A 13320-nucleotide genomic window follows, 5' to 3' on the forward strand; every position below is an offset into this window, starting at 1 on the left:
TTATTATTTCTTTTGCTTAAAAGTTGTTAATTTGCAGTAATAGAGCTAATAAATGACAGGACAAGTATATAAATCTACAGGAAGCTGGTACACAGTTAAAAACGAATTGGGGCATGTTTACGAATGTCGTATCAAAGGGAAGTTTCGTATCAAAGGTATAAAAAGCACCAATCCCATTGCTGTTGGCGATATTGTAGATTTTGAAATTGAAACCGATAATAATCAGGAGTCTGGTGTTATTTATAATATTCATGATAGAAGTAATTATATTGTTCGGAAGTCGGTAAACCTATCTAAACAAACACACATTATTGCAGCTAATTTAGATCAGGTTTTCTTAATGATTACCATTAACAATCCGCCAACGCTAAGTAGTTTTATCGATCGGTTTTTAGTTACTGCAGAAGCCTATTCTATTAAAACGGTTTTACTTTTCAATAAAATTGATGTTTACGATCAAGAAACTTTAGATGAAGTTCGCTACCTAGCTCATATCTACAGAAAAATAGGTTATGAGTGTCTCGGTGTTTCAGCTGTAACGGGTAAGAATGTCGATAAAGTTAAGGCGCTCATGAAAGATAAAGTGAGCATGTTTTCCGGACATTCCGGTGTTGGGAAATCTACACTAGTGAATGCCATTGAGCCTGAATTGAATATTAAAACCAAAGCCATTTCAACCCAACATATGCAAGGACAGCATACCACAACCTTTGCTGAAATGTTCGATTTAGATTTTGGTGCTAAAATTATTGATACCCCAGGTATTAAAGGTTTTGGTGTTGTAGATATGGATAAAGAAGAGGTTGGCGATTATTTTCCTGAAATTTTTAAACTCAAACAGGATTGTAAGTTTAATAATTGTTTGCATGTTCAAGAACCCCATTGTGCCGTAAAGCAAGCTTTAGAGGATGGCGATATTGAATATTCTCGATACCGTAGTTATTTACAAATTATTGAAGGTGAAGACGAGCATTACAGAACCGATATTTGGGATAAAGTATGAAAATAGTCATTCAACGGGTTACTGAAGCCAGTGTTACCATTGAAAACGAAAAAGTAGCGGCAATAAATCAAGGCGTATTAGTTTTATTGGGTATCGTGAATGACGATACTTTAGACGATATCACATGGTTGTCGAATAAAATCGTGAATCTGCGTATTTTCGAAGATGATCAAGGCGTCATGAACACTTCTCTAAAGGATGTTGGGGGAGATGTTATTGTGGTGAGTCAGTTTACACTGCATGCGGCTACCAAAAAAGGAAATCGCCCTAGCTATATTAAAGCAGCAAAGCCAGATGTTGCCATTCCTCTATATGAAGCTTTTATAAAACAACTACATTCCGATTTAGGAAAAACTATTCAAACGGGTAAGTTTGGTGCCGATATGAAAGTAGCTCTTGTTAATGATGGTCCTGTTACTATTATCATCGATTCAAAAAACAAAGAATAATGGCTTCAGTTTTTGGGCATGGTATGATGGGGTATACCTTATCCAAAATCATAGGTCAAAAAGATTTGAAATGGTTATTGCTGTGTGCAATTATTTCAGCCATTCTGCCAGATTTAGATGTGTTGGCGTTTCATTTTGGAATACCTTATGAACATGCATTAGGCCATCGCGGATTTTCGCATTCTATCTTGTTTGCCTTGTTTTGGGCCTTAATTTTAATGTTCGCTTTAGGTCGAAAAAACAAACTCATTTGGTTTTTGGTTATTTTTCTCGCCACGCTTTCTCATGGTTTGTTAGATGCCATGACCATAGGAGGAAAGGGTGTTGGTTTTTTTATTCCCTTCAATAATTCACGTTATTTTTTTTCATTTAGACCTATAAACGTGTCACCAATTGGAATAAAGCGTTTTTTTACTAATTGGGGATTAAAAGTGCTATTTAGCGAATTTATATATGTATTTATGCCCTGTTTTCTTATATTAGTCGTGCGAAAATTATCAAACACCTCTCTCTTAAAAAATAGTATTATTTTTCGCTAATATATGACAGTAAACCAACCATTTACTGTTAAACCAACATAATAACTAACACCCAAGAATGAATTTAAAATTTTGTGTGAATATTTATGTTCTATTCACAACGTTATTGGTTTTCGGGCAAGAGGGCCTGTATACTTCGTTAACCATCCCTGCCGAACTGAAAGAAAATGCGAATGCCGTCATTCGGTTGCACCAAATTGATGTCGATATAAATGCGGTCGATGACATGCATATTAAAGGCCGGAAGGTTATTACCGTTCTAAATAAACGCGGTGATAAACATGTTCAAACTTGATGTAATGGACAAAATGGTTGGTAAATCCTTTCGAAGAGCTTATGTTTATTAGCTTTGAAGCAAATCAAAGGCTTTGAATAAAAAAAATGTAAATTTTGTAATAGCTTACTAACCCATAAATATGGTGTTAGATTAGAAAAACAGCGTTATAAATGTTTGAATTGTAAAAGTGTTTTTACTGGAGGAAAAGAAATTCAAGTAGACTCTCTTTGGGATGAATATACCAGAGGAAAGCAGACCTATTTACAGCTTTCTCAGAAATATGGATGTTCAAAGCGAACTATACAACGTAAACTAGATCTTCATCAAGTAAAGGACGTAGAGATAACACCTAAGAAAGTTATTGTCTTAATGGATACAACATATTGGGGGAGAAGCTTTGGATTAATGCTCTTTAAGGATGCTTACAGCAAGGAGAATCTTCTTTGGTATTACGTCAAATCAGAAACTAACGCTTTGTATATAAAGGGGATTAATGAGCTAAAATCTAAAGGTTTTGAGATTGTTGCTATTGTATGTGATGGTAGAAAAGGCTTGGTTGGTACGTTTAAAGGAATACCTGTCCAGCTCTGTCAATTTCATCAAGTTGCTGCAATAAGAAGATATATAACTAAGAACCCGAAAATGCTTGCTTCAATTGAATTAAAAACGCATGTAGCTATGCTCAAAAATACAGATAAAGAATCTTTCGAAGGAGGATTAAATATGTGGTTTATTAAGTGGGAAAGCTTTTTAAATGAGCGAACTATTAATAATGAAACAGGCAAGAGTCATTTTACCCATAAACGACTTAGGAGTGCGTATAGAAGTCTTAATACGAATATGACATGGTTATTTACATGGTATGATAATTACGATTTAAATATTCCTAATACAACCAATATGATTGATGGGCATTTTTCTGATTTAAAAAACAAACTCAGAAATCATAACGGATTAACCAAACAAAGAAAAATCAAATTTATTAATGAGTTTTTAAAAGCAAAAATAGACGTACAAGAATAGGCGTTAAAAGACCAACCATTTTGTCCACATGAAAATTAAAGAGTTAAAAGACCAATCATTTTGTCTATTAGGCCTCAAACTTATGCATATTATGATAATAGCACTAAAATTAAAGATCTTGAAATTTTGGTATTTGACGCTTTCGGAGATCAAATCGATAAGATAAAAGAAGGAGACTTTAACGATGTTAGTGCTGTTGGAGGTGGTACACTTTACTCCGATTCCCGTGTGAAGTATTTTGAATATACGCCAGTAAATTACCCTTACACCATTGAGTATAATTACGAATACGTTAATGAAAGTACGGCATTCATCAGATCATTCATGCCTGTGTCAGACTATTTGGTAAGTGTTGAAAAAAGTAATTACACTATAAGTTGTTCTCCAGAAATGACATTGAGACTAAAGGAAATAAATTTTCAAGATTTCAATATCGTAAAACAAGAACATGAAGGAGGGCTTCAATATGAAGCAAACCACATCAAAGCTTTTAAATCGGAAACTTATGGGCCAGAATTCTTTGAAATAGCGCCACAGGTTTTATTTGCCTTATCAGAATTTAATTTAGAAGGGGTTTTTACAAAAGTTAATAGTTGGAATGACTTTGGGAAATGGATTTATCATGACTTAATAGCCGATACGCATGATTTATCTGAGAGTCAAAAGGCTGAGATCGTTAAGCTGGTTCAAGAGGAACCAAACAACCTGGCCAAAGCAAAAAAAATATACGAATATGTCCAAAGCAAAACCCGATATATCAGTGTTCAAGTAGGTATTGGAGGGTGGAAACCTTTCAATGCATCAGAAGTTGATGCATTAGGTTATGGGGACTGTAAAGGTTTAACAAATTACACTATGGCGCTTCTCGATGCCGCAGGGATTCCTTCCTATTATACTGTGGTTTATGCAGGAGCTGCAAAAAGAAATTTCGAAAATGACTTTGCTGCTATGCAGGGTAACCATGCCATTCTTAATATCCCTAATGAAGGAGGTGACATTTGGTTAGAATGTACCAGTCAAAAATTACCTTTTGGTTTTATTGGCGATTTTACAGACGATAGAGATGTACTGGTAGTGACTCCCGAAGGCGGTGTTATTAAACATACAAAAAAATACAGCACCGAAGAAAACTCACAATACATTAAGGGGGATTATAAAGTCTTAGAAGATGGCGCTATTGAAGCACAAGCCCAAATAGTTTCTAGGGGGATTCAATATGATGATAAGTATAGCTTAGAAACTGAAACCACGCGCGAACTGGATAAAGCCTATAAGCATCGCTGGGGCTATATCAATAGGCTAGTTATTGAGAATATGCACATCGAAAACAATAAAACGGATATATCCTTTACTGAAGATGTGCGTTTTAGTGCTGGCGGTTACGCCAGAAAGGTAGGTGATCGCATCCTTGTAACTTTAAATGTATTTAATCGGTTTACTGAGATACCAGACAGGTATAGAAATAGAAAATGGCCCGTAAAAATTAGTAGAGGTTTTAAAGATGTTGATGAGGTGGAAATTAAACTGCCTAGCGGCTATCAAGTAGAGTCTAAACCGAAAGATTTAACCATCAAAAACAAATTTGGAAGTTATACAATGACTCTGGAAGCTTTAAATGAAACCACGCTCATTTATAAACGTGAACTAATAATGAACGATGGCGTTTATCCTAAGGAAGATTATAATGCTTTTAGAAATTTTTATAAAGAAGTATCAAAACTAGATAACTCTAAAATTGCCCTAATTAAAACCAATCTATAATGAGAATTATCCTAACCACCGTATTAACTTTTTTATTTCAGTATCCCTGTTTTCTCAAGATTACCGCTTTGGTAAAGTTTCTAAAGAAGAACTTGAAGAAACCGTTAACCCTATAGATTCCTCTGCAGTAGCAGCTTATTTATATAAAAACAGAAAAACACATTTTCAATATTTTCAGGATAACGGATTTAAAGTAATTACCGAAGTTTATGAGCGTATTAAAATTTATAAACAAGAAGGTTTTGATTATGCTACAAAACAAATAAACCTTTATCAAAGTGGGGGTGTAAAAGAAGAATTAAGCAATTTAAAAGCGTATACTTACTATTTAGAAAATGATAAAGTAGAGGAGGTTAAGCTTGATAAAGATAATATATTCGAAACCGAAATGTCTAGTCATTGGGTGCAACAAAAGTTTACCATGCCAAATATTAAAAAGGGCTGTATTATTGAGTTGCGATACCATATTTATTCGCCTTATATTTCAAATATTGATGAGTTCGTTTTTCAAGCCGATATTCCTATTAAAAAATTAGAGGCAGAATTTGAAGCTCCAGAATACTTTGTATATAAAAGTAATGCCAAAGGTTATTTTCCCATTCGCCCGACTACTGATAAACGACGAGGCAATATAACTTCTAATTCAATAACAAGAGCATCTGGGCGTAGTTCAGGAACGTCGTCGTTTGAAACTCAAAGGGTAGAATATATGAAGAACGTAACTTCTTTTGAGCTAACAGATATTCCAGCTTTAAAAGAAGAGCCGTATGTAAATAACATCAATAACTACCGATCGGCAGTAAAATATGAGTTGTCTTATGTGAAGTATCCTCATTCACCTATCGACTATTACTCAACAACATGGGAAGATGTGGTTAAAAATATTTATGAAAATTCGAGTTTTGGTAGTGAATTAAATAAGACAGGCTATTATGAACAAGATATCGATGCATTAATTGGTTCGATTTCCGACCCAGTAAAAAGGGCTTACCTCATTTTTGATTTTGTAAAGTCTCGAATGAAATGGAATGAATTTCATGGATATTACACCGATAAAGGCGTTAAAAAAGCGTATAAGGAACAAATTGGTAACGTTGCAGAAATTAACTTAATGCTAACTTCAATGTTGCGTCATGCCGGTCTTAGAGCTTATCCTGTATTGGTGAGTACTAGAAGTCATGGTGTGCCACTTTTTCCAACAAGAGAAGGTTATAATTACGTAATAAGTTGTGTGCGTTTTCCTGAAGGCGATATGTTGTTAGATGCCACTAATAAATTTGCCGTGCCAAATGTATTGCCGCTAAAAGCATTAAACTGGCAAGGGCGCATGATTTCCGAACATGGCGGATCTACCTTAATCGATTTGTACCCTAAAGAAAAATCTAAAAACAATATTTTTATGATGGCCCAGCTCCATGAAGATGGTAATTTAGAAGGAGGGTATAGAAGTATGAAAACCAATCATAGAGCACTTAGTTTTAGAGAAGGCTATATTGGAACTAATTTGGATGATTATTTGGAGAAACTTGAGAACAAGTATAATGGAATGGAAATTTCCGATTACCAAGTAAAAAACGATTTGGATTTAGCTAAGCCAGTTACCGAGTCTTATAAATTTGTGAAAGAAAGTCAGGCAGATATTATTGGCGATAAAATCTATTTTTCTCCAATGTTCTTTTTACGAGATACCGAAAATCCTTTTAAGCTGGAAAAACGAGACTATCCTGTCGACTTTGTTTATCCATCAGTAACCAGTTATAAAATATTTATTGGAATTCCTGAAGGTTATGCGGTTGAAAGTGTTCCTGAGCCAGGTGCTTTTGTAATGCCAGATAACTTAGGGGTATTTAAATATAATATCTCCTCAAAAGGGAATAAGTTGCAATTAGCAGTAGAGTCTCATATTAGTGAATCTGTTATAACGCCAGCCTATTATCAAGCATTAAAAGCGTATTTTAGCCAGCTCGTTGAGAAACAAGGCGAGCAAATTGTTTTAAGTAAAATATAATGGATATTAAAAACGCACAACAAGCAGTAGACGAATGGATTAACGAACACGGTGTTCGATATTTTAATGAATTAACCAATATGGCGCAGCTTACCGAAGAAGTTGGTGAAGTGGCCCGTATTATTGCCAGACGTTACGGCGAACAGAGTGAAAAAGAGAGTGATAAAGATAAAGATTTGGGTGAAGAATTAGCCGATGTACTTTTCGTAGTCTTATGTTTGGCCAATCAAACGGGAGTCGATTTACAAAAAGCTTTCGATGCCAGAATGTATAAGAAAGGAAAACGAGATCACGATAGGCATCATAATAACGAAAAATTAAAGTAAATTTACCAATTCTTTAAACGAACTTACTAAGCATGCATTTTACACTTCAAAAATCTATAATAGCAAAACAATCTTCTGTCCAGATTACAGGTTCTAAAAGTGAATCGAACCGATTGTTATTGCTCCAAGCTTTATATCCAGAGTTTCAATTGGAAAATGTTTCAAATTCAGATGATAGTAACTTAATGACTAATGCATTAAGTTCTTCTGAAGAAATAGTAGATATTCATCACGCCGGAACAGCCATGCGTTTTTTAACGGCTTATTTCTCCATTCAAGAAGGTCGTGAAACCATATTAACGGGCTCAAAGCGTATGAAAGAGCGTCCGATTAAAATTCTAGTGGAAGCCCTTCAAAGTTTAGGAGCAGAAATTAGTTATGAGCAAAACGAAGGCTTCCCTCCAATAAAAATTACAGGAAAAAAACTTTTAAAAAATAAAGTATCCTTAAACGCTAATGTAAGCAGCCAGTATATTTCTGCGCTATTATTAATTGCGTCTAAGTTAGAGAATGGTATTGAGTTAACCTTAGAAGGTGAAATAACTTCAGTGCCATATATTAAAATGACTTTAGCTTTATTAGATGAAATTGGGGTAGAATCCTCTTTTGAAGGCAATGTGATTTCAGTGCAACCAAACACAAAAGCTTTAACACCAAAAACCTTAACGGTGGAATCCGATTGGTCCTCTGCATCTTACTATTTCAGTATTGTGGCATTAAGCGACATTGGTACCGAAGTGACCATTTCATCATATAAAGAAAATTCACTACAAGGTGATTCGGCATTAATCGACATTTATAAAAGCTTTGGCGTTTCGGTAACATTTAACGGTAACGCTTTAACCATAAAAAAAGAAGGCCAAGACGATGGGCGTTTGCACTTAGATTTAAGAAACGCACCAGATATCGCCCAAACCATTGCCGTATCCTGCTTTGCTTTAGGGATGCCTTGTTATTTAACAGGTTTGCATACCTTAAAAATTAAAGAAACTGATCGCTTGGTGGCCTTAAAAACCGAAATCGAAAAGTTAGGAGGCGAAGTTAGAATTACTGATGATTCTTTACATTTAAAGGGGGCTTCGGAAGCAAAAAGTTTGGTCTCTATAGCCACGTACAACGACCATAGAATGGCGATGGCTTTTGCGCCTTTAGCTTTAAAAGTACCGATCATTATTGAAGATGCCATGGTGGTTTCAAAGTCATACCCTACGTTTTGGGACGATTTAGCTACACTCGGATTCGAAATAACTAAATAATAATCATCCAATTACTTGACAACGCCTATCTGCAGATTGTATATTTGCAACTTTCTTATATTAAATAACACAGAACACCTATGAAATTATCAAACTTCGGTTTCAATTTACCTGATGAATTATTAGCAGAATTCCCTGCTGAAAATAGAGATGAGTCTCGCTTAATGGTCTTAAATAGAAAAGAGCAAACCATTGAGCACAGAATGTTTAAGGATTTAATTGATTATTTTAACGAGGATGATGTATTAATATTGAATAACACGAAGGTTTTTCCAGCGAGGTTATATGGTAATAAAGAGAAAACAGGCGCTAGAATTGAAGTTTTCTTATTAAGAGAATTAAACGAAGAACAACGCCTTTGGGATGTTTTAGTAGATCCAGCACGTAAAATTAGAATTGGAAACAAACTATATTTCGGTGACGACGATACGTTAGTAGCCGAGGTTATCGATAATACAACTTCTAGAGGACGTACCCTACGTTTCCTTTACGACGGATCTTATAGAGAATTCCGTTTAAAACTTAATGAACTTGGTGAAACTCCACTTCCAAAATACATTAAAAGAGAAGTACAACCAGAAGATGAGGAGCGTTACCAAACCATTTTCGCTAAAAACGAAGGTGCTGTAGCGGCTCCAACTGCCGGACTTCACTTTTCAAAACACTTATTAAAGCGTCTAGAAATTAAAGGTGTTAATTTTGCAGAAGTGACTTTACACGTTGGTTTAGGAACTTTTAACCCAGTTGAGGTTGAAGATTTATCTAAACATAAAATGGACAGCGAAGAGCTTAAAATTGACGAGAAAGCCGTAAGTATCGTAAATAAAGGTATCGATGAAAAACGTCGTGTTTGTGCCGTTGGTACTACCGCGATGCGTGCTATCGAAAGTGCTGTTTCTTCAAATGGCAGATTAAACGAGATTGAAGGTTGGACTAACAAATTTATTTTCCCTCCTTACGATTTTAGTATCGCTAACAGTATGATTACTAACTTCCATACGCCAAAATCGACATTATTAATGATGGTGTCAGCTTTTGCAGGTCACGATTTTATGAAACGTGCTTACGATGAAGCTGTAAAAGAAGGATATAAATTCTATAGTTACGGTGATGCGATGTTAATCATCTAATAACAAAATATTTAAAACATAAAGCCTCTTTTTAAAGGGGCTTTTTTTGTGCCTATTAATTTCTGTTTTAATGATTTGGACATTACCTAAGCGTCGGGCTTTATTCACTGTTTTCTATATTAAATTAAAGAGCTCATGAATTTAAATATTTCGGCAGTCGCTTTTTTGTGTGGCATACCTGTCTATCGGCAGGCAGGCCTAATGCGACACACAACTTCAATTTAAATGCATTTGAATCTTCGAGAAACACACTCCTTAGTCCCCTCTTTCTAGAGGGGAAATTCAAGCGCAACAGTTTCCCTCCTAACAAGGAGAGATTAAGGGAGGTGTTTTTGATTTTCATCTAAAGAATAAGTGATATTGTATTTACACCGTTTAATTAAGTTAGGTATTTCTTTCTGTATTCGTGTCGATGATTTTTAGAGGTTTAATTGTTGTTTAAATTCCATTGCTATAAACTTTTCGCAAACACACCCCTTAGTCCCCTCTTTTTAGAGGGGAAACTCAAGCATAACAGTTTCCCTCCTAACAAGGAGGGATTAAGGGAGGTGTTTTTATACTTTCCATCTATATACAATCAAGTAGGTTTTAATTTTCACTATTTTTGCAGCACTATGGCAACAGGGAAAAAAGACATACGCGCACTAACTAAGGAGCAACTTCGAGAATTCTTCGTAAAAGAAGGCGATAAAGCTTTTCGTGGCAATCAAGTTTACGAGTGGCTTTGGCAAAAATCGGCACATACTTTTGATGATATGACTAATATCTCAAAGGAAACACGACAAATGCTTGAGGATAATTTCGTTATAAATCATATCGAAGTGGACACCATGCAACGCAGTAATGATGGTACGGTTAAAAATGCCGTTCGCCTTCATGATGGCTTAATTGTAGAGTCCGTTTTAATTCCAACCGCAACCCGAACAACAGCTTGTGTTTCCAGTCAAGTGGGCTGCAGTTTAGATTGTAAATTCTGTGCCACCGCACGTTTAAAACGCATGCGAAATCTTAACCCTGATGAAATTTATGATCAGGTTGTGGCCATTGATAACGAAAGTCGTTTGTATCATAACCGTCCCTTAAGTAATATCGTTTTTATGGGTATGGGTGAGCCGCTCATGAATTATAATAACGTGATTAAAGCCATCGATAAAATCACTTCGGAAGAAGGCTTAGGCATGTCGCCAAAACGTATCACGGTTTCTACTTCAGGCGTGCCAAAAATGATTAAAAAAATGGCCGATGATGCCGTGAAGTTTAATTTAGCCGTATCCCTGCATTCTGCCATTGATGAGGTTAGAACCGCCATCATGCCTTTTAATGAAACCTTTCCGCTTAATGATTTGCGCGAAGCTTTAGAATATTGGTACCTCAAAACAAAACGTAAAATAAGTTACGAATATGTTGTTTGGAGGGGGATTAATGACACTCAAAAAGACATCGATGCCTTTGTGAAGTTTTGCAAATATGTGCCTTGTAAAGTAAATATTATAGAGTACAATCCTATAGATGATGGCGAATTTCAGCAGGCTAGTAACGATGCTCTAGAAAATTATATTTCCACCTTAGAGAAAAACAGAATTGTCGTAAATGTACGTCGCAGTCGTGGTAAGGATATCGACGCTGCATGCGGACAATTAGCGAATAAATCTTAAAATATTATTTTCAATCCTTATATTTGAATCTTCTTAATCGCAGAGTTTGAAAATAGTAGAGCAAATTAAACAGCCCATAGCCTTTGAAATGGATCTTTTCGAGCAAAAGTTCCTGTTATCAATGTCTAGTAAAGTGGCTTTACTTAACCGCATTACCACTTATATTGTAAATCGAAAAGGGAAGCAAATGCGACCCATGTTCGTATTTCTAGTGGCTAAAATGGTCTCTATCGATGAGGTTAACGAGCGCACCTACCGCGGAGCTTCGGTTATTGAGCTTATACATACCGCAACTTTGGTTCATGATGATGTAGTGGACGATAGTAACCGTCGTCGCGGATTCTTCTCTGTAAATGCCCTTTGGAAAAATAAAATTGCCGTTTTAATTGGCGACTTTTTACTGTCAAAAGGCCTGTTGTTATCCATCGATAACAATGATTTTGATTTACTTAAAATCATTTCTATTGCTGTTCGTGAGATGAGCGAAGGTGAACTGCTTCAAATTGAAAAGGCTAGAAAACTAGATATTACCGAAGACATTTATTACGAAATTATTCGTCAGAAAACCGCAACTTTAATTGCTGCTTGTTGCAGTTTGGGAGCTGCTTCGGTAAAACCAGAATCTACCCATGTAGAAACCATGCGTAAATTTGGAGAGCTTATTGGTATGGCCTTTCAAATTAAAGATGACTTGTTTGATTATGGCGATACTAAAATTGGGAAACCGACAGGTATCGATATTAAGGAGCAAAAAATGACGCTACCCTTGATTTATGTACTAAATCAAGCTTCTAAAGAAGATAAAAAATGGTTGATCAACTCCATTAAAAATCATAATAAAGACACAAAACGTGTTAAAGAAGTGATTGCTTTTGTGAAAAATAACGGTGGTTTAGATTACGCTGTTGAAAAAATGAAACAATTCCAAGCTGAAGCACTTCAGATTTTAAATACCTACCCAAGCTCAAAATATAAAGATTCCTTAGAGCTTATGGTCAATTATGTGATTGATAGGAAGAAGTAACATTAAATTATCGTTTTACTAAAAGAAAACGTAACTTCATGCTTGGTACGTTGTGACATTTCACATCAATTTTTTATCAAGCTATGAAAACAAAGTTTGTTATTTTAATTAATAGAATTCAAGAACATTTATGGTTTAGGCCTTTTGTTTTCTGTGTATTATCGGTCGCGGCAGCGCTTTTTGCGTATCAAGCCGATGATACGGCACTTAACGATTTGGTTCCCGAAATTAAAACAGAATCGATTGAAGATCTCTTGGATATATTATCAGGGAGTATGTTGGTAATCGCCATTTTTGCTGTAGGTTCTATGCTGTCGGCATATTCAGCAGCAGGAAGGACGGCAACACCACGTTCGTTTAAAATTATCATTACCGATGATGTGTCCCAATACGCGCTTTCAACATTTATAGGAACCTTTATATTCAGTATTGTAGCCACTGTGGCCTTAGGCAATGGCTATTACAATAAAGCAGGAAAGTTTATCCTGTTTGTGATTACCTTGATATTTTTCACCGCAGTGATTCTCATTTTTTTAAGGTGGGTAGACCGTATTTCAAGATTGGGCAGGTTAGAGCATACTATTTTGCAAGTTGAAGAAGTGGCGGTGAAATCCTTATCCAAGTATATTAAAAATCCGCTACGGAATGCCTTACCTATTTCTGTAAAATTTATAGGTGGACAAGCCATATTGGAACATAAAACGGGCTATGTTCAAAAGATAAACATGGAGACTTTACAGGAGTTGGCAGAATCCTTAGATTTAAAAATTAGATTGAATTGCTTGCTCGGAAAATTTGTAAATGAAAATTTTAGATCGTACATATACGTTCAACCGGCGGCTCTGAAATAGCTCAGGAGGTTGAAAAGG

11 protein-coding genes and 1 pseudogene are annotated in these 13320 nt (G+C 35.5%); all 12 read left to right on the forward strand.

What is annotated here, in order from left to right; genetic code table 11:
- Positions 1-52: 52 nt before the first annotated feature.
- Positions 53-1003 carry a ribosome small subunit-dependent GTPase A gene (gene rsgA, locus C1A40_RS09805; RefSeq protein ID WP_102995749.1) on the forward strand — a complete coding sequence of 317 codons (951 nt, stop codon included), beginning with the start codon at positions 53-55 and terminating at the stop codon, positions 1001-1003.
- The gene (dtd, locus tag C1A40_RS09810; protein ID WP_102995750.1) at positions 1000-1452 is read left to right on the forward strand and encodes a D-aminoacyl-tRNA deacylase; all 453 of its coding nucleotides are present in this window, start codon (positions 1000-1002) and stop codon (positions 1450-1452) included. Before rsgA ends, dtd begins: the two co-directional genes overlap by 4 nt.
- Positions 1452-1991, forward strand: a complete 540-nt coding sequence (locus tag C1A40_RS09815; RefSeq protein ID WP_102995751.1) for a metal-dependent hydrolase — start codon at positions 1452-1454, stop codon at positions 1989-1991. The genes dtd and C1A40_RS09815 overlap by 1 nt, the downstream gene beginning before the upstream one ends.
- A 391-nt stretch (positions 1992-2382) precedes the next feature.
- Positions 2383-3291: pseudogene (locus C1A40_RS09825) on the forward strand (IS256 family transposase, variant Zn-binding type); the annotation flags it as partial.
- 60 nt (positions 3292-3351) lie between these two features.
- The gene (locus tag C1A40_RS09830; protein WP_102995753.1) at positions 3352-5052 is read left to right on the forward strand and encodes a DUF3857 domain-containing protein; all 1701 of its coding nucleotides are present in this window, start codon (positions 3352-3354) and stop codon (positions 5050-5052) included.
- Between the two features lie 421 nt (positions 5053-5473).
- Entirely contained in the window at positions 5474-7060 is a 1587-nt protein-coding gene (locus C1A40_RS09835; protein WP_241910376.1) for a transglutaminase, read from the forward strand.
- On the forward strand, positions 7060-7386 hold the full coding sequence (locus C1A40_RS09840) for a nucleotide pyrophosphohydrolase (RefSeq protein ID WP_102995755.1): 327 nt from the start codon (positions 7060-7062) through the stop codon (positions 7384-7386). Before C1A40_RS09835 ends, C1A40_RS09840 begins: the two co-directional genes overlap by 1 nt.
- Positions 7387-7418: 32 nt before the next feature.
- Positions 7419-8642 carry a 3-phosphoshikimate 1-carboxyvinyltransferase gene (aroA, locus tag C1A40_RS09845; RefSeq protein WP_102995756.1) on the forward strand — a complete coding sequence of 408 codons (1224 nt, stop codon included), beginning with the start codon at positions 7419-7421 and terminating at the stop codon, positions 8640-8642.
- A gap of 80 nt (positions 8643-8722) precedes the next feature.
- Positions 8723-9772, forward strand: a complete 1050-nt coding sequence (gene queA, locus C1A40_RS09850) for a tRNA preQ1(34) S-adenosylmethionine ribosyltransferase-isomerase QueA (RefSeq protein WP_102995757.1) — start codon at positions 8723-8725, stop codon at positions 9770-9772.
- Between the two features lie 614 nt (positions 9773-10386).
- A complete protein-coding gene (gene rlmN / locus C1A40_RS09855) occupies positions 10387-11427 on the forward strand; it encodes a dual-specificity RNA methyltransferase RlmN (RefSeq protein WP_102995758.1) in 1041 nt (346 codons plus the stop codon).
- Between the two features lie 46 nt (positions 11428-11473).
- The gene (locus C1A40_RS09860) at positions 11474-12451 is read left to right on the forward strand and encodes a polyprenyl synthetase family protein (RefSeq protein ID WP_102995759.1); all 978 of its coding nucleotides are present in this window, start codon (positions 11474-11476) and stop codon (positions 12449-12451) included.
- Between the two features lie 83 nt (positions 12452-12534).
- Positions 12535-13302: a DUF2254 family protein gene (locus C1A40_RS18645; RefSeq protein WP_277871374.1), complete on the forward strand. Its 768-nt coding sequence runs from the start codon at positions 12535-12537 to the stop codon at positions 13300-13302.
- The last annotated feature ends 18 nt before the right edge of the window (positions 13303-13320 follow it).

This window comes from Tamlana carrageenivorans (genome assembly GCF_002893765.1).
Lineage (GTDB): Bacteria > Bacteroidota > Bacteroidia > Flavobacteriales > Flavobacteriaceae > Pseudotamlana > Pseudotamlana carrageenivorans.

Coding starts and splice junctions, on each gene's coding strand:
- rsgA (WP_102995749.1), top strand. CDS start 53: ATGACAGGACAAGTATATAAATCTACAGGAAGCTGGTACACAGTTAAA.
- C1A40_RS18645 (WP_277871374.1), top strand. CDS start 12,535: ATGAAAACAAAGTTTGTTATTTTAATTAATAGAATTCAAGAACATTTA.
- rlmN (WP_102995758.1), top strand. CDS start 10,387: ATGGCAACAGGGAAAAAAGACATACGCGCACTAACTAAGGAGCAACTT.
- C1A40_RS09840 (WP_102995755.1), top strand. CDS start 7,060: ATGGATATTAAAAACGCACAACAAGCAGTAGACGAATGGATTAACGAA.
- queA (WP_102995757.1), top strand. CDS start 8,723: ATGAAATTATCAAACTTCGGTTTCAATTTACCTGATGAATTATTAGCA.
- C1A40_RS09835 (WP_241910376.1), top strand. CDS start 5,474: ATGCCAAATATTAAAAAGGGCTGTATTATTGAGTTGCGATACCATATT.
- C1A40_RS09815 (WP_102995751.1), top strand. CDS start 1,452: ATGGCTTCAGTTTTTGGGCATGGTATGATGGGGTATACCTTATCCAAA.
- dtd (WP_102995750.1), top strand. CDS start 1,000: ATGAAAATAGTCATTCAACGGGTTACTGAAGCCAGTGTTACCATTGAA.
- aroA (WP_102995756.1), top strand. CDS start 7,419: ATGCATTTTACACTTCAAAAATCTATAATAGCAAAACAATCTTCTGTC.